Source organism: Olleya sp. Hel_I_94 (assembly GCF_007827365.1).
Lineage (GTDB): Bacteria > Bacteroidota > Bacteroidia > Flavobacteriales > Flavobacteriaceae > Olleya.
The window spans coordinates 2,262,445-2,280,788 of the sequence record NZ_VISI01000002.1 but is presented as its reverse complement, the minus strand read 5'-3'; the positions used below and the strand labels follow the sequence as shown (position 1 = coordinate 2,280,788).

General features: G+C 30.5%; 15 protein-coding genes. 10 read left to right on the top strand and 5 right to left on the bottom strand.

Going from position 1 to position 18,344, the window contains the following annotated elements; all coding sequences use genetic code 11:
- Positions 1–8 precede the first annotated feature (8 nt).
- The 3 genes from JM82_RS13485 (at position 9) to JM82_RS13475 (ending at position 2,891) form a co-directional block, all read left to right on the top strand.
- Positions 9–1,349, top strand: coding sequence for a TPM domain-containing protein (locus JM82_RS13485; RefSeq protein WP_145005004.1), 1,341 nt, complete (start codon positions 9–11; stop codon positions 1,347–1,349).
- Positions 1,350–1,438: 89 nt separating this feature from the next.
- A complete protein-coding gene (locus JM82_RS13480) occupies positions 1,439–2,596 on the top strand; it encodes a GNAT family N-acetyltransferase (RefSeq protein ID WP_145005001.1) in 1,158 nt (385 codons plus the stop codon).
- An 85-nt stretch (positions 2,597–2,681) separates the two neighbouring features.
- Positions 2,682–2,891, top strand: a complete 210-nt coding sequence (locus tag JM82_RS13475) for a hypothetical protein (RefSeq protein ID WP_145004998.1) — start codon at positions 2,682–2,684, stop codon at positions 2,889–2,891.
- Between the two features lie 47 nt (positions 2,892–2,938).
- On the opposite strand, the gene JM82_RS13470 is transcribed toward JM82_RS13475, so the two are convergent.
- Entirely contained in the window at positions 2,939–3,859 is a 921-nt protein-coding gene (locus JM82_RS13470) for an SPFH domain-containing protein (RefSeq protein WP_145004995.1), read from the bottom strand.
- A 77-nt stretch (positions 3,860–3,936) separates the two neighbouring features.
- Between JM82_RS13470 and JM82_RS13465 the strand changes: the two genes are divergently transcribed.
- On the top strand, positions 3,937–4,620 hold the full coding sequence (locus JM82_RS13465; RefSeq protein ID WP_145004992.1) for a hypothetical protein: 684 nt from the start codon (positions 3,937–3,939) through the stop codon (positions 4,618–4,620).
- A 58-nt stretch (positions 4,621–4,678) separates the two neighbouring features.
- On the opposite strand, the gene gltX is transcribed toward JM82_RS13465, so the two are convergent.
- Positions 4,679–6,187 (bottom strand): glutamate--tRNA ligase, encoded by a 1,509-nt coding sequence (gene gltX / locus JM82_RS13460; protein WP_145004989.1) that lies wholly within the window; start codon positions 6,185–6,187, stop codon positions 4,679–4,681.
- 186 nt (positions 6,188–6,373) lie between these two features.
- On the opposite strand from gltX, the gene JM82_RS13455 reads away from it, so the two are divergent.
- The 6 genes from JM82_RS13455 to JM82_RS13430 all read left to right on the top strand — a co-directional run bounded on the left by JM82_RS13455 (position 6,374) and on the right by JM82_RS13430 (position 15,830).
- The gene (locus JM82_RS13455; RefSeq protein ID WP_145004986.1) at positions 6,374–9,835 is read left to right on the top strand and encodes a hypothetical protein; all 3,462 of its coding nucleotides are present in this window, start codon (positions 6,374–6,376) and stop codon (positions 9,833–9,835) included.
- Positions 9,828–10,244: an rRNA maturation RNase YbeY gene (ybeY, locus tag JM82_RS13450; protein WP_145004983.1), complete on the top strand. Its 417-nt coding sequence runs from the start codon at positions 9,828–9,830 to the stop codon at positions 10,242–10,244. The genes JM82_RS13455 and ybeY overlap by 8 nt, the downstream gene beginning before the upstream one ends.
- A gap of 112 nt (positions 10,245–10,356) precedes the next feature.
- Positions 10,357–12,228 carry a tRNA uridine-5-carboxymethylaminomethyl(34) synthesis enzyme MnmG gene (gene mnmG, locus JM82_RS13445; protein ID WP_145004980.1) on the top strand — a complete coding sequence of 624 codons (1,872 nt, stop codon included), beginning with the start codon at positions 10,357–10,359 and terminating at the stop codon, positions 12,226–12,228.
- A 108-nt stretch (positions 12,229–12,336) separates the two neighbouring features.
- The gene (locus JM82_RS13440) at positions 12,337–13,203 is read left to right on the top strand and encodes a class I SAM-dependent methyltransferase (RefSeq protein WP_145004977.1); all 867 of its coding nucleotides are present in this window, start codon (positions 12,337–12,339) and stop codon (positions 13,201–13,203) included.
- A gap of 221 nt (positions 13,204–13,424) precedes the next feature.
- Complete coding sequence (locus tag JM82_RS13435) at positions 13,425–13,925, top strand: OmpH family outer membrane protein (protein WP_145004974.1); 501 nt, start codon at positions 13,425–13,427, stop codon at positions 13,923–13,925.
- 174 nt (positions 13,926–14,099) lie between these two features.
- On the top strand, positions 14,100–15,830 hold the full coding sequence (locus JM82_RS13430; protein ID WP_145004971.1) for a hypothetical protein: 1,731 nt from the start codon (positions 14,100–14,102) through the stop codon (positions 15,828–15,830).
- On the opposite strand, the gene JM82_RS13425 is transcribed toward JM82_RS13430, so the two are convergent.
- The 3 genes from JM82_RS13425 to JM82_RS13415 are packed head-to-tail and all read right to left on the bottom strand — an operon-like array spanning position 15,831 to position 18,332.
- Positions 15,831–16,226 carry a DoxX family membrane protein gene (locus tag JM82_RS13425; protein WP_145004969.1) on the bottom strand — a complete coding sequence of 132 codons (396 nt, stop codon included), beginning with the start codon at positions 16,224–16,226 and terminating at the stop codon, positions 15,831–15,833. It abuts the gene before it with no gap.
- A gap of 32 nt (positions 16,227–16,258) precedes the next feature.
- The gene (locus JM82_RS13420) at positions 16,259–17,176 is read right to left on the bottom strand and encodes a diacylglycerol/lipid kinase family protein (RefSeq protein WP_145004966.1); all 918 of its coding nucleotides are present in this window, start codon (positions 17,174–17,176) and stop codon (positions 16,259–16,261) included.
- A 1-nt stretch (position 17,177) separates the two neighbouring features.
- Positions 17,178–18,332 carry an ATP-binding protein gene (locus JM82_RS13415; protein ID WP_145004963.1) on the bottom strand — a complete coding sequence of 385 codons (1,155 nt, stop codon included), beginning with the start codon at positions 18,330–18,332 and terminating at the stop codon, positions 17,178–17,180.
- Between the last annotated feature and the right edge of the window lie 12 nt (positions 18,333–18,344).

The following is an 18,344-nucleotide window of genomic DNA, read 5'->3' as shown; positions in this document are numbered from 1 at the left end:
TTTTTATATTGAAACAACTAAAAATAGTACTATTTTTTCTTATTGTTTGTATTAATAATACAAACGCACAAGACTATCCTGTTATTAGTGACATGGTAACAGATAATGCCTATATTTTTAGTAACAATGAAGCCCAACTTTTAAGAGATAAATTAACTGCTTTTGAAGCCAGAACAACACATGAAATTGTTGTACTAACCATACCAGATTTGGATGGTGAAAATATTGAGTATTATGCGTATTCTGTATTTAATCAAGAAGGTAATAACTTTGGTAAAGTAGATGTTGACAATGGTATTTTAATTTTAATAGCTGTTAATGACAAGAAGGTTAGGATAGAAGTAGGAGATGGTTTAGAGCCTATTATTACAGACGCTTTTGCATCAAGAGTTATTAGACATAGGATAACACCACTTTTTAAACAAGGTCGTTTTTTTGAAGGTATTGATGATGCAACCTCAGAGCTTATTAAATTAATTGATGATCCAATTTATGCTAACGAGTTTTCTAATTTTATAAATAAAGAAGCAGTATCAACAAACGATAAGTCTACAGATGGTGTACATTTTATAACTAAATTAATTGTATCAAGTTTTTTATTATTTGTCTTTTTTTGGATTACTATGTATGCTTATTATAGGTTAGTAATTAAACAAAGTTTTAAAACATTTAAACTTAAAAAATTATACAATACTCATAAGACTAAGTTTTTGATGTATGCTGCTATAGCATTACTAATTATTGATAGTTTTTATGTTTTTTTTCTGAAACTATTTTTTGGAATATTAATAACTGGCTTTTTATCCATATTTGTATTTATAGGTTATTTTGTGTTATTAAAATTAGCTTTTACTAGAGCAATACTTATTTTTAAAAGTCTTTTTACAGGACAATTAGGTGTAGTTATTTATCTGTTTTATATACCAGCAACAGTATTTTTGTTTGTTGCAGGATTTATATTTGGTTCAATGCCAATTGTAATGGGTTTCTTTTTTTTGCTTGATATTGTTTTTAATAAAAATATCAACAGTGTAATGGCTAACGTAGATTTTATTTATGTCTTAGGTAGTTTTATATTTGTTATTATACTGTTTCATTTTATAGCAATATATTTTGCTATCTATCAAATTAAAGGAGAATATAATAAGTCGTTTGGATTTGCTTTTTTTAAACGCGATGCCAAATTATCTGCTACATTAAATCCAGGTTCTGCTAGAGGGTATTCTTCATCAGGTGCCTCAAGTTACTCGTCATCATCGTATTCTTCGTCAAGGTCATCATCTTCAAGCAGTAGTTATTCTGGTGGAGGAGGACGATCCTCTGGAGGAGGTGCAAGTGGTAGTTGGTAATACTTTAGGAGACTTTTACAGCTTGTATTTTGTAAAGTTTTATATTAATATAGACCAATTAATTAGTTATTAGTCTTTTATTTATACTCGTGATTCACTTTAAAATTTATAAATCGGTTATAGATCTCCCTGATTATTGGGATGCTTTACCGACTAATGATTTGTTTTTAAAAACTCCTTTTTTAAAAGCCTTAGAGCACTCTTGTCCAAAAAATATTAGTACTAATTATATTGGCATTTTTAAGGATAATAATTTGGTAGGAATAGCTATTATACAACGCGTGCAGTTATATCTTGATGATGTCCTTAGAAATCCTACAGATAATGTCTTAAAACGTCTTACAAAAGCTTTAATAGCTACTGTAGTTAGAGGTAATGCTTTAATTGTTGGTAATTTGATGCATACTGGTCAACATGGTCTGTATTTTAATACTAAAATGATTTCTCAAACCCTGTTTTTGGATACTATTTTTAAAGTTATTGACGCGTTATCATTTCAAATTAAAAAGGAAGACAAAAAACGTGTTAGGATAATATGTTTTAAAGACTATTTTGAAAACGATAACATCCATCAATATCAACATTTATTTACTAAAAACAAGTTATATAAATTACAAGTCCAGCCTAATATGGTTTTGGATATAATACCAAGTTGGAGTAGTAGTAAAGATTACGTTTTAGCATTAAGTAAAAAGTACAGAAGTCGTTACAAATCTGCTTTAAAAAAAGCAACTAATATTATTAAAAAGGAATTAGATTTAAATGAAATAAATTTAGCATCCGAAGCTATATATAGGTTATATAAAAACGTTTCGGATAATGCTAAGGTTAATTCTTTTGTGTTGGATAAAAGGCATTTTTTCAACTTAAAAAAAGAATTAGATCAAGATTTTAGGCTGTTTGGGTATTATCTAAATGATCAATTAATAGGGTTTTATACCTTAATTTTAAACAATAACCAGTTAGAAACTTACTTTTTAGGTTATAATCCGGATTTTCAATCCAAGTACCAATTGTATTTAAATATGTTGTACGATATGTTAGATTTTGCAATTACAAATGGGTTTAAAAAGGTGGTTTATGCTAGAACTGCAATGGAGATTAAAAGCTCAGTTGGTGCTAAGCCTAATGCTATGAGTATATATATTAAGCATACTGACAATTTAATTTTAAATCCAACTTTAAAGTATATTGTAAACACATTAAATCCTACTTCAAAATGGGAGGAAAGACATCCATTTAAATAAGACTTTAGTAAATCTTTAGCATTATATTTTTTGTTTTGAAACGCCTTTACATTAATTTAGGTAAATAACTTAAAATCATACAGCTATGAATACGTCTCAAGAACTATTAACAAAAATATCTCAAAAAACAATTGAAATTAAAGAACATTATCCAGAGCTTCAAAAGTATCTAGATGAAACCAGGATTACCTTACCACATGGTGATAATAGTGATGCTAAAGTGGATACGGAATCATTACAAAATTATTTAAATAGTTTAAATGAAATGGTTGATAAATATAAATCTAACTCATAAAAAAAAGCCTCACAAAATGTGAGGCTTTTTTAGTATAAACTGAAGGATTAGTTTTCCTTTTTCTTTGCGTTTTTCATCGCTTCTCCAATTTGATTACTTGCTGTAAAACTTGCAACCATATCGTTTAGCATTGTACTACCTGCTTGAGGTGAGTTTGGTAATAATATTAAGTTACTGTTAGTCTCACTACCAATAGCTTGTAATGTATCATAATGTTGTGTAACTACAATTAAAGCAGATGCTTCTTGACTGTTAATACCAACACGATTTAATACATCTACAGACTCTTCTAGACCTCTAGCAATCTCACGTCTTTGGTCTGCAATACCTTGACCTTGTAAACGCTTACTTTCAGCTTCAGCTTTAGCTTTTTCAACTATTAAGATACGTGCAGCATCTCCTTCAAATTGCGCAGCAGTTTTTTCTCTGTCTGCAGCATTTATACGGTTCATTGCAGCTTTTACTTGAGCATCTGGATCTATATCTGTTACTAAGGTTTTAATAATGTCAAAACCATAGTCTGACATGGCATCATTTAATTCAGTTTTTACTGCAATTGCAATATCATCTTTTCTAACAAATACATCATCTAATTTCATTTTAGGTACTTCGGCACGTACCACATCAAACACATAACTTGTAATTTGTTCATGTGGATAATCTAATTTGTAAAAAGCATCATAAACTTTTTGACTAATTACACGATATTGTACAGATACTTTAAGACGTACAAATACATCATCTAAGGTTTTAGTTTCAATAATGACATCTAATTGTTGGATTTTTAAGCTTAATCTACCTGCTATTTTATCTACTACAGGAATCTTTAGATGTAATCCTGATTGGCGTATGCTATGGAATTTACCAAAACGCTCTACAATAACAGCTGTTTGTTGTTTTACAACAAAAAATGAGGATAAAAAGACAAATAGTACAAGGACTATTAGGATAATAAGTGTTGGATTCATGAAAAATGGATTTTAATGGTTATACTACTATGGTTACTAAATTAAGTTATATTTGCGGACAAACCCCTTAATTTACTATGAAAAAAATTCAATTCATCTTATTAGTAGCACTTACTATAGGTTTTGTTACAAAAAACTTTGGTCAACATACAAGTTATAAAATTAAAAACGGATTTTCTTTGGGAGGAGGAATCACTCAATTTGATATCATTACAGACAATTTTGAAACTAAAAAAGGAGACGGTTGGATTGCTAACATGACTGCTACAGTGGATATACCTCAAAAATGGTTTAATGTTAGTTACGGTATGCAATTGTCTGAAAACACGATTAGTACAACTGGATTTGATTTAGCATCTACTTTATTAGCACAAGATGTGGAGTATAAAATTTTTACTGCTCAAGTACAATTTTTATGGCATGCTAAACCTTTTAGAAGCTCTCATTTTACTATAGATTTTGGTCCTATGTTACAATATAATAGTGATTTAGAGTTAAGTGATGACCAACAAGAAGACTTTATATTAGCAGATTTTGATACCGTTCAGGCTAAAGCAGTAAAGGATTTAAATAACTTTAATGTTAATGGTACTGTTGGTGCAACTTTAGGTATTGGCTTTTTTAAATTAAGAGCCCAATACATTTATGGGTTTACTAATATTTTAGGTGCTTTAAATGACTCAGATTTTAATCAAGCATTAGGTAGAGATTTTAAAGGAAACCAAAGCATGTTTGCCTTTACAGGAATGTTAACTTTTTAGGTTTTATACTACATAAAAGACATTAAAAAAGCCATCTAATTTAGATGGCTTTTTTGTTTTATATACTTTTAATTAGTTGTTCTATGCGTTTGATACTTTCGTTTTTACCAATCATATACATTATATCAAAAACATCAGGTCCTTGTAAGGCACCAACTAAAGCCAAACGTAAAGGCATCATTACTTTACCAAAACCGATGTCATTTGAAGTAATCCATCCTTTTATGTCTTTTTGAAGGGTTTCCACTTCAAAATCTTCAATGTTAGATACAATAGCTAAAACATCTGTCATTATAGCCTTAGTATCCTCTTTAAAGGCTTTTTTAGAAGCTTTTTCATCATAACTTTCTGGAGCAACAAAAAAGTAACTGCTTAAATCCCAAAAGTCATTGACAAATGTGGCACGTTCTTTAATTAATCCAACAACTAATGCTATATAATTTACATCAATTGCCTCTAATTGTTTGTGGTTTTTTTGAAAAGCTTCTGCTAAATCGTCGTTAGATTGCTCTTGCATGTAATGGTGATTAAACCATTTAATTTTATCTGGATCAAAACGTGCTCCTGCTTTATTTACTCTGCTTAAATCAAAAGCAGCAACTAATTCTTCTAACTCAAAAATCTCTTGTTCTGTACCAGGATTCCAACCTAAAAAAGCTAAAAAGTTAATAACTGCCTCTGCAAAGTAGCCTTCTTCTTTATAACCAGTAGCGCTATCACCAAATTCTGGATTCCACGCTAAAGGAAACACTGGAAAACCTAACTTATCACCATCACGCTTACTTAATTTTCCTTTTCCTGTTGGCTTTAATATTAATGGTAAATGTGCAAATTCTGGTTGTTCCCATCCAAAAGCTTGGTATAATTGAAAGTGTAATGCTAAACTTGGTAACCATTCTTCACCTCGTATAACATGCGTAATTTCCATTAAATGGTCATCTACAATATTTGCTAAGTGGTACGTAGGCATACCATCGCTTTTAAATAATACTTTATCATCTAAAACGTTAGTATCTATTTTAATATCACCACGAATAATATCTTTTAAATGTAGTGTTTGATCTTGTGGACTTTTAAATCTAATAACGTAATCGTCTCCAGCATCTAATTTAGCTTTAACTTGCGTTTCTGTAAGAGCTAACGAGTTGCTTAAATTTAAGCGATTATGCCAATTATAAATAAACGTTTTACCATTAGACTCGTCTTGAGTTCTATGAAAATCTAATTCCTCTGACGTATCAAAAGCATAGTAAGCATTTCCGCTAGCAATTAATTGGTCAGCATATTGTTTATATAAAGCTTTACGTTCACTTTGTCTGTAAGGTCCAAATTTTTCGTTTTTACCTGGTCCTTCATCAAAAGGGATATTACACCAATTTAAGGCGTCCACAATGTATTGCTCTGCACCTTCTACATAACGATTTTGATCTGTATCCTCAATACGTAATACAAAAGTTCCGTTATGTTTTTTGGCAAATAAATAGTTAAAAAGAGCTGTACGTACACCTCCAATATGTAAAGGTCCTGTTGGACTTGGTGCAAAACGCACTATGACTTGTTTTGACATCTTGTTTTGTTTGAGCTTGCAAAGATAGAATAGAGTAGTAGAAACAGCAAAAAAATAAGGATAAAGAACAGCTTTATACACAGGCTTTTTTTTCCGCGTAAGCGATTACCTTTAACAATAACTTATAATCCTAAATATTTAGGTGTAAAAATAAAAATGTATTTTAGTCAGTTAAATAGCAATTACTTGAATAATTTTTATACTATACAGACCAAATTAGAGCAATTTATTAGAAAATATTATACTAATGAGTTGATTAAAGGTGCGCTATTATTTTTTAGTATTGGCTTGCTGTATTTTATTTTTACACTGTTAATCGAACATTTTTTATGGCTAAGTCCAACCGCTAGAACCGTTTTGTTTTGGATGTTTATAGTTGTCGAATTAACCCTGTTTGTTAGATTTATTGTCCTACCATTAGCTAGATTATTTAAACTTAAAAAAGGTATTGATTATAAAAAAGCATCTTCAATTATTGGTAATCATTTTCCAGAAGTTAACGATAAGTTACTTAATGTTTTACAATTAAAGGAAGCTGGTAGTCAATCGGAATTATTATTGGCAAGTATTGATCAAAAATCAGAAGAATTAAGCCCAATACCGTTTAAGTTAGCAGTTAATTTTAAACAAAACATAAAATATTTAAAATATGCAGCTATACCTATTTTAATATTTGTAATTGCTGCTATTTTTGGTAAGTTAAATTGGTTTAGCGATAGCTACAAAAGGGTTGTTAATTATCAAACTGCTTATGAGCCTCCTGCTCCTTTTACTTTTTTTGTGTTAAATGAAAATTTACAAACTACTCAAAATAAAGAATTTAGGTTGTTAGCAACAACGCAAGGCGACGTAGTACCTGATAATGTTAAAATTACTTACAATAACGAAACTTATTATTTGCAACAACGTCAATCCGGAACTTTTGAATACGTTTTTGAACAACCCAATACAGACATAACTTTTAATTTTACTGCTAATGGTGTTACTAGTAAACCATACACTTTAAAAGTTGTAGAAGTACCTACATTGGTTGGGTTTGATATGCATTTGGAGTATCCAAACTATACCAATAAACGTAACGAAACTTTAAAAGGTATTGGTAATGCAATTGTACCACAAGGAACCAAAATTACATGGCAGCTTAAAACTAAAGCAACAGAAAAGGTCGATTTAATAAGTACAGATACTCTTGTTTTTTCTAGCATAAAATCTGGTTATTTTGAGATCTCAAAAAAGGTATATGCTAATTTTGATTACAATATTAGCACCAGTAATAAGTCAATTAAAAATTACGAAAACTTAGCTTACGGCATTACTATTATCAAAGATCAATATCCTGATTTAAAGTTAGAAGTTAAGGTAGATAGTTTGGATAATCAAACCTTATATTTTAAAGGACAAGTAAGTGATGATTATGGATTAAGTAAACTACAATTGGTGTATTATCCAAAGGATAATCCAGCTGGTAAAAAAACGCTAAACATTCCAGTCGCAAAATCTAATTTTGATCAATTTATAAGCAGTTTTCCTAATAACTTATCAGTAGATGCAGGTGTGTCTTACGATTTGTATTTTGAGGTATTTGATAACGACGCTGTTAATAGTATTAAAAGTACTAAAAGTTCTGTGTTTAATTTTAGAAAACGTACACAGGATGAGGAAGAAGAAAAGCAATTACAAGAGCAAAATCAAACCGTTAAGGATTTAAATAAGTCTTTAGAAAAATTTGACAAACAGCAAAAGGAATTACAAGAGTTATCTAAAACGCAAAAAGAAAAAGCGGAATTAAACTTTAATGATAAGAAAAAATTTGAAAACTTTTTAAAACGTCAGAAAGAACAAGAACAAATGATGAAGCAATTCAACAAAAAGTTGAAGGATAATTTAGACGAATTTCAAAAAGATAAAAAGGAAGACGATCAGTTTAAGGAAGATTTAAAACAACGTCTTAAAGATAATGAAGAGCAACTTAAGCAGGATGAAAAATTGCTTGAAGAATTAGAAAAACTAAAAGACAAATTTAGTAAAGAGCAATTTACAAAAAAGTTGGACAATCTTGCTAAAAAGGCTAAAAGTCAAAAACGAAGTTTAGAACAATTGGTAGAGCTTACTAAACGTTATTATGTGACCAAAAAAATGGAAAAAATTAGTGACGAGCTTGATAAATTGGCAAAAGAACAAGACAAATTAGCTAATAGTAAAGAGGAAGAAAACACTAGTGACAAACAAGACGAGATCAATAAAAAATTTGAAGATTTACAAAAACAATTAGAGGATTTAGAAAAGGATAATCAAGATTTAAAAAACCCAATGGATGTACCTCGAGACAAAAATAACGAGGAAAACATTAAGGAAGAGCAGCAAGAGGCAAGTGACCAGTTACAAGAAAAAGAAGCTGCTAAGGATGAGAAACAAAAAAAAGATAAACAACAGTCAGCAAAACAAAAGCAAAAAAGTGCAGCTCAAAAAATGAAAAAAATGAGCCAAAGTATGCAGATGCAAATGGCTGGTGCTGCGCAAGAGCAACTAGAGGAAGATATTGCTATGTTACGTCAGATCTTGGATAATTTGGTGATTTTTTCTATGGATGAAGAAGCTTTGATGAAACAATTTAAAAGCATAGAAATTAATCATAATGAGTATGCGACTTACCTTAAAAAACAAAAAGAACTTCGTACACATTTTGAGCATGTTGATGATAGTCTTTTTGCTATATCATTAAGACAGCCTAAGTTTTCTGAAGATATAAATAGAGAGATTAACGAAGTATATTATAATATAGATATGGCTTTAGACGAGTTTTCTGAAAATAAGATTTATCAAGGTGTATCGTCACAACAATATGTAGTTACTTCTGCCAATAATTTGGCTGATTTTTTAAGTGGTGCTTTAGATAATATGCAAAACCAAATGGGTATGCCATCTCCAGGACAAGGTGAAGGAGGTATGCCAATGCCAGATATTATTATTAGTCAAGAAGAGTTAGCTAAAAAAATGGGTGAAGCCATGAAAAAAGGTAAAGAAGGCAAAAAGGGAGAAGAAGGTGATAAAGGTGAATCAGGTGAAAACGGAAAAGCTGGCGAAAGTGGGAAGGATGGAAAAGACGGTAAATCAGGAGAGAATGGCGATGGAGAAGGACAAGGTGAAGGTAAGGGTGAAGGTGGTAAACCAGGAGAAAATGGTCAAGGTCAAAGTGGGAGTCAACAAGGTGATAATGGATTAAATGAAGAAGGTAATGCTGAATTATTTAAAATTTATCAAGAACAGCAAATGTTGCGTCAAGCTTTAGAAGAGCGCTTGGATAAAGAAGGTTTAGGCGAAAGTAGAGAAGCAAAGCAATTATTAAAAGACATGGAGCAGGTTGAGGTGGATTTAATTAACAAAGGTTTTACTAATCAAACGCTTAGTAAAATGAACAATATTCAGCATCAGTTATTAAAACTCGAAAATGCAGTATTACAACAAGGTCAAGAACAAAAGCGACAATCTGAAACTAATACAACAGAGTTTAAAAATACAACTAACAACCAAATAGATAAGGCTAAACAATATTTTAATACAACTGAGATATTGAATAAGCAAACCTTACCTTTGCAGCAAATTTATAAGCAAAAAGCACAACAGTATTTTAAACAACAAAATGATTAGTTTTAATAACGAAACCGATTTTAAGCTTCAAGATGAAGCGAAAATCTCTAAATGGATATCTTCTATTATTTTAAAAGAAAACTGCAAGGAGGACGAGATAAACTACGTGTTTTGTGATGACGAGTATCTACATAAATTGAATGTAGAATTTCTACAACATGATACATTAACCGATGTTATTAGTTTTGATTATTCTCTAGGAAAAACACTACAAGGTGATGTTTTTATTTCTGTAGAACGTGTTGCGGATAATGCGAAAGATTTTGATGTTTCATTTGAAGCAGAATTACATCGTGTGATAATTCATGGTATTTTACATTATTGTGGATATAAAGATAAGACTGAAGCTGATGCTAGCTTAATGCGTACTAAAGAAAACGAAGCATTAGCGTTATTAAAAGCAATGTAATTGTTTGTTGTATATTTGCACGCTTTTAAAAGTAAAATAATAAAAACGTTCCACGTGGAACAATCAATATAAGGATACTGGGTTTTGCTTGGTATTAATTCAAATTAAAATTATGTTTAACGAAGTATATGATGTAATTGTAGTTGGAGCTGGTCATGCAGGAAGTGAAGCAGCAGCATCTGCAGCTAATATGGGAAGCAAGACTTTGCTAATTACCATGAATTTACAAAACATTGCTCAAATGTCTTGTAATCCAGCAATGGGTGGAATTGCTAAAGGACAAATTGTAAGAGAGATTGATGCGCTTGGAGGTTACTCTGGTATTGTAAGTGACACCTCTGCTATTCAATTTAAAATGCTAAACAAATCTAAAGGACCTGCAATGTGGAGTCCAAGGGTTCAAAGTGACAGAATGCGTTTTGCTGAAGATTGGCGTTTGATTTTAGAGCAAACTAAAAACCTTGATTTTTATCAAGAAATGGTTTCTGGTCTAATTGTGGAAAATGGAAAAGTTACAGGTGTGACAACTTCACTTGGAGTTAAGATAAAAGCTAAAAGTGTTGTCTTAACAAATGGTACTTTTTTAAATGGTTTAATCCATATTGGAGATAAAAATTTTGGTGGAGGTAGAGCAGGAGAGAGAGCTGCAACTGGAATTACTGAGCAGTTAGTTAATTTGGGTTTTGAATCTGGTAGAATGAAAACCGGAACACCACCAAGAGTGGATGGTCGATCTTTGGATTTTTCTAAAATGGTCGAGCAACCTGGAGATGTTAATCCAGAAAAATTTTCATATTTAGACACTACAAAACCATTAACACATCAACGTTCTTGTCACATGTCTTATACAAGTGAAAAGGTTCATGATTTATTGCGCGAAGGGTTTGATCGATCGCCAATGTTTAATGGTCGAATTAAAAGTTTAGGACCTAGATATTGTCCTTCTATAGAAGATAAAATTAATCGTTTTGCAGACAAAAATAGACATCAATTATTTGTGGAACCTGAAGGTTGGAATACTTGCGAATATTATATAAATGGCTTCTCAACTTCGCTTCCAGAAGATGTTCAATTTAAAGCATTACGTTCTGTAGTCGGTTTTGAAAATGTTAAGTTTTTTAGACCAGGTTATGCTATAGAATATGATTATTTTCCACCAACACAATTAAAGCATACTTTAGAAACTAAGTTAGTAGATGGCTTATATTTTGCTGGCCAAATTAACGGTACAACAGGTTATGAAGAAGCAGCGTCTCAAGGTTTAATGGCAGGTATAAATGCAGCTTTAAAAGTGCAAGAACGCGATCCTTTTATATTACAAAGAGATGAAGCTTACATAGGTGTTTTGGTTGATGATTTAATAACCAAAGGAACTGAAGAACCATATAGAATGTTTACTTCTAGAGCGGAATATAGAACGTTATTGCGTCAAGATAATGCAGATATAAGATTAACACCAAAAGGTTTTGATTTAGGTTTAGCTAGCGAAAAACGTTTAAGAAGAATGGAGGAGAAGCATGATGCAGCTGAAAAATTTGTACAATTTTTTAGAGACACAAGTGTTACGCCAGACGAAATTAATCCTGTGTTAGAAGCTAAAGATTCTGCTGCAATTAGACAGCAAGATAAGATGTTTAAAATGTTTGCTAGACCAAATATTGGTATTGAAGATATGAAGCAAATTGAATCTGTTTCAGGTTATATTAACGATCATAATTTGGATAGTGAGGTTATCGAACAAGCCGAAATTCAAGTGAAATATTCGGGCTATATTGCAAAAGAAAAGAACAATGCAGATAAGCTTACGCGTCTAGAAAATATAAAAATTCCACCTAATTTTGACTATTCAAAACTTCAGTCTATGAGTTTTGAAGCAAGAGAAAAACTAAAAAAAATACAGCCTGTAACCATTTCTCAAGCATCAAGAATTAGTGGTGTCTCGCCATCAGATATTTCTGTTTTGTTGGTGTATATGGGTAGATAAATTGGATAAAAAAAACAGAACGTTCCACGTGGAACGTTCTGTTTTTTATTTATTGATGGATAATATAATTATACTCTTATCAAAAAATCAATCAAAATATAAGTAATTGTGGCTAGTCAAAATAATCAAAATACGTTTATAGAAGTAAAAGATCACTCAGTTTCTGGAGAGGTTTTTAAATTAATTGAAAACAAAACTTATGGTTATTTAGAAACGATTCCTAAGCCAACTTTAGATAAATTACCAGAATATTATAAAACCGAAGATTATATTTCACATACAGATTCTAAAAGAAATCTATTAGAAAACGTTTATCATGCAGTAAGGGAAATAGCATTAAAGCGTAAGCTAAAGTTGATTGATTCATTTCAAACTAATGATAAATACATTTTAGATTATGGTTGTGGTACAGGAGATTTTTTAAAAACTGCATTAAATAATGGATGGCATGTTTCCGGAATTGAACCAAATAAGGAAGCAAGATCAATAGCAAATCAAAAAACTAAAAACGCTGTATTAGATCTGTCACAAATAAAAACTATAAAAACTCAAAGTTTTGATGTTATCACCTTGTGGCATGTTTTAGAACACATTCCAAATTTAGAAGAACAAATCACACTACTTAAGACGTTACTTAAACCAAACGGTGTTTTAATTATTGCTGTACCAAATTACAATAGTTACGACGCTAAACATTATAAACAATTTTGGGCAGCTTATGATGTGCCAAGACATTTATGGCATTTTAATCAAACTTCTATTTCTAATTTATTTAAGACAGTTAATTTAAAAGTTCAAAGTACTAAGCCTATGCTTTTTGATTCATATTATGTTAGTCTATTATCTGAAAAATATAAATCTGGACGAATGAATATATTTAAAGCTTTTTGGATTGGTTGTGTCTCAAATTATAAAGCAAGGTCTTCTGGGCAATATTCTTCATTGATTTATACGCTTAAAACAGCTAAAAAGTAATTTAATAATCAGGATTAAACGATTTCAGGTCTTAATGTGTAAATATATTGCTTTTATTAAAAAACGCCTTAAATGCGCTTATATGAAGTCATTTTTAATAGGTATTTCTTATTCAGAATTAAAATCCTTATAAAAATTTCTTATTCTTTTAAAATCTGTTAAAAAAATAAAATTTCACATATTTAATTATTTACATTTGCTCAAAATCAAAATAAATTAAAATGAAAAAAATAATAGGTTTAGCAATTGTTGCATTAGTATTAACATCTTGTCAAAAGCAAAAAATTGCTTACGTTGATAATGGTCTTGTAATTAATGAAATTAAAGAGAAAGTAGATTTAGAAGCAAGATATAATGAAAAGGATGAAGCCTTTAAGAAAAAGGTAGATAGTTTCCGTCAGGTGTTTCAAGTTGAATACCAAAAAGTAGCAACGCTTTCTAAAAGTCAACAAGAATCAGAATTACAAGCTTTAAACCAAAAAGCACAAGGCTTACAACAAACTTGGCAAGCAGAACAGCAAAACTTTCAAAACGAATATCAAGTAGAAATAGATTCTTTAATTTCTAAAGTTAAAGGTTTTGTAAATGATTACGGAAAAAATAACAATTATGATTACATTTTAGGGACTGTAGAGAATTCTCCAAGTGTAATGTATGGAAAAGAGGAAAATGATTTGACTCAAAAAATTATTGAAGACTTAAATGCTGCATATAAAAAGTAAGATTTTTATAAATTTTTTAAAAAAGGCGATTAACTACTGTTAATCGCCTTTTTTGACTTATAATACTTTAAATATCAGTCTTTTTGATATAAATAGCTATATTTATTGCGCTATTAATTATTTTCAATAAAGATTATGAGAGGCTTGCTATTGCGCTTTGCTATCTTCATTTCTATGTTTTCATTTACTTATGCTCAGCAAACAGTACCATTTACAACGCAAAAAGCGTTTTATATTTATGGTGATGCTGCAGTAATAGGTAATAACATATTAAGTAAAGATAAACAAGAACCATATAATGATTATCTGTTAACCAACGATGATATTGATATGGTCTATGTGGATATTGATCAAGATAAAACGACGTTTTCATCTAGTTCTGCTAATCTTAAATTACCTGATAATCAGTCCAAAATTGCATATGCAGTCTTGTATTGGTCTGCAACATACAGTTATATAAAAGGTACAAGAAGAGAAGAGGATGCTCAATTTTATTTTCAAGGTAATCGACAAAAAAATAGGTCTTTAATTAACAAGGTAAAACTTAAATTACCTGGAGAGAATTATCAAAATATTACAGGTAATGTGCTGTTTGATGGAGCAAAAAGTCCAGCGTTTGCTTTAAATGCTCCTTACGTTTGCTTTGCAGATGTTACTAAACAATTACAAGAGGCTAAACAAGTAAATGGAGAATACACAGTAGCTAATATTAATGCAACCCAAGGATTTGTAGCTGGTGGAAGTGCTGCTGGCTGGATGTTGTATGTTGTTTACGAAGCACCAACTAGTAAACCTAAGTATATAACTACTTTTAATGGTTTTTCTCATATTGGTAATCAACCAGAAATAATTTCATTGGACGAGTTTAAAACACCAGATAAAGGAGCAACTAGTACAGCAATTGTATTAGCAACTTTAGAAGGTGATTCTGCATTGTCTGGAGATCAATGCATTGTCGCTAACCCAGTAACTAACAAAGCGTGGCAATTACAAGCTGTAAATAGGGATAAAGATAATTTTTTTAGTAGTCAAATAACTTCAATATCCACAGCTAATACGGTTAGATATCCAAACAGTAGCAACACTTTAGGATTTGATTTGGCAACAGTTTCCTTACCAAATAATGATGAGGCAGTATTAGTCAATGGAACAGAAAAAGTAGACCTTATTTTTAATACCAAACAGGATCGGTTTTACTTGTTTTTTACTGCTTTTAATACTGAAATTAGTGAGTCATTTTTAAAAGAAATTCAATCAAATACACCTGTAAATGCTATTGTTTTAACGTCAGAAAAACTTGATCCAAATGTTGTGTTAACCTCTGATAATAAGGTTGTTAATGCTAAAGCAGAAACAGTAAAAGCTATTGCTAAAACGGATATTAAAACTATCGGTCAAGCCGAAAATTTTAACATTACTACACAATCCTTTGCTTTAAAACAACCAGTAATTATTAAAAAGGAACTAAAGCAAGAATTGGTTGTGCCTATGTCTAGTGAGATACTATCGTCTAAGTCACAAAATGAAGCTCTAGCTAAAGGAGATGTTTTAATTTCATCTACTAATTATGTGCGCGCATTAAAAATAGAAGACAAACCTTTAGAAACACAAGCATTTAAGTTGTTATTAGAAAAAAACGCAGCACTTATAGAAGGTGCAAAAGAAGGCTATTATGTTATAAATAAGTTTTTTTCCAAACCCCAAAATGCAATTACTTGGCAAAAATATTTAAAAGAAAAAGGTTACGATAGTCAGATACTTATTGATGAAACTGAACAGTTATTTTATGTTTACGTATTTCATACCCAAAATTTTTATGATGCTTACATGCAACATAAAACATTACTAAATAACGCTCTTTTTAGTCAAAATTGGGTATTTAAAGTTAATATGATTGACTATTAATTACTTAAGTATATACAAGGCTATTAAGGTTGGAATTAAGTAAATTACAATAGTTCTTGCGCCATCATAGTCTTTTGCAACACGTTGACCAAACAATAAAAGTAGTAGTGTTATAGCACTTAAAATTGAAGCATAAAAACCAAAACTGGTATTACTATCAATTATTAAAGTAAAGCAACCTATTACAGCAAATAATCCGGCAATGGTCTCTAAAATTAATATTATAGCTACATTTAAAGGTACCATATTAGCCATAAATGTTTTTGAAAAATGACCTTTTAGCCATTCAATATTACCTTTCCAATCGGTTATTTTATCGTATCCTGATTGTAAAAAAGTTATAGCTAAAAACAGTAGTAAAATTAGCTCTGTAATGTTATTAAGTACGTTATTCATAAAAGTTAGTTTTCAAAATTAGTTAGTCACTTTTAGCAGTAAAACTGGATTCCATTATTGATAATAGATATCGTGATTTTACCAGGAGCAATTTGTTCTCCATCGGCTTGAAAGTATGTATTAGTAGCGCTATTTTCTATTAAAAGATTATTTGCCTTAAAGGTTTTTACTTTGTCATGAAACACTATTTTACCATTAAATAATTTAAAGATATTTTTTATAATATCCCATTTGTAAAAATGGTTAGCAATGGTTATATCAAATAGGCCATCTTTTGGATTTGCTTTATGCGTTAATTGCATACCAGAACCAGTGTATTTGCAAATTCCTATTTGTATCATAAAGCAACACTTTATGTTTATAACCTCAGAGTTTGTAGTTATTTTGGTTTCAAAAAAACGATATTTATAAAGTCCTTTTAAAGCGCCTAAAATGTAGGTAAATTGACCAAAAGCCCTGTTGTTATTAACAATGTTTACTACTAAACCATCAAAGCCAATTCCGGCTAGGTTTAAAAAATATTTACTTGAAATGTTTTGATCTAAGTATTTAATGCAACCAACATCTTGAGTATTAATTGTTCCGTTTAAAATAGTTTGTAAAGCCTTATTTATGTTTTTTGATATACCATGTGTCTTTACCCAATCATTACCAGTTCCAACAGGTATAACGCCAAAAATGATGCTCTTGTAATTACTATTATCCTGACTAAATACACCATTAATAAAATTGTTTATTGTACCGTCACCACCAATAATTATAAATTGTTTATGGCCTTTTTTAATAGCTGTATGTGTAATTTCAATTTCGTGATTGGGATGAGTTGTAAAACTAAACTCAATATTAAAATATAGATTTAATTTGGACTGTATAGCTAGCCAAACCTTTTTACCATGTCCATTACCAGAAACAGGATTAATGATCACAAAAAAATTACGTTTTGCTGTCAATTTAGTCTTGTTTAGCGTGTAGTAATCGTGTTAGCTTAATACTTAAGTCTGTTAGTATTATTTTAGAATTTCCGTTACGTTCTATATGGTAAATAGCATCGTTTAACTCGTTGGAAATATCCATTATATTATTATTATGAATAAATGGAGCAAACTTAGCTATATCAAAATTTTTGCTTTTAGTTTCAAAGTAAACTAATTCTTCAGCACCATAATTTAGTAACATGGCTTGTCTGAAAAAATCTAAGCAAAAATTTAAAAACTGTTTTTGTGTTTCTCGTCCAGTTTTAGCAATGTCTTCGCTCCAACCAATTAAATCATGGATTGCACCTTTATTTCCTTTAGCTTTAAAAGCAGCACGAATCCAAAAAATACACCATTGCTCAAATTGGTCATCTTCACTATCATGATAGACTAAATCACACGCTTTATTATAATTTCCATCCGCTTGGTGTGCTATTTTTGTAGCAGTAGCATCATCCAGATTAAATTGTTTAATAACTCCCAATTTAATATCGTCTTCGGCTAATGGTGGAAAATGTAAAATTTGACAACGCGATCTTATGGTGTTAATAATCTGTTCTTCCTCTTCTGCGATTAAAATAAAAACGGTGTTGTTTGGTGGCTCTTCAATTAATTTAAGCAGCTTGTTAGCAGCTTGTGTATTCATTTTTTCAGCCATCCAAATTAGCATGACTTTATAACCACCTTCGTAAGATTTTAAACTCAACGCTTTTACAATATCTAAAGCTTCATCTACACCTATTTGACCTTGTTTATTGTCAACACCTAATAGTCTGTACCAATCAAATAAGTTTCCGTAAGGTTGTTCTTTAAGTAATTGCCTCCATTCTTCTAAAAAATAAGAAGAAACAGGATGTTTTTTAACCTTATCTGTAGTGGTAACAGGAAACGCAAAGTGTAAATCTGGGTGAGAAAAATTATTAAATTTTAAATTACAAACTTCGTTTTCTCCTGTGTTTTCACCCAAAGTATTTTTACACAAAATATATTGTGCATAAGCAATAGCCATAGGCAAGGTTCCGGAACCCTCAGGTCCAACAAAAAGTTGAGCATGTGGTATACGACCATTATTAGCACTTGTGGTTAAGTGTTTTTTAATATGATTTAATCCTAAAATATCACTGAAAAGCATAGGCAAATATAG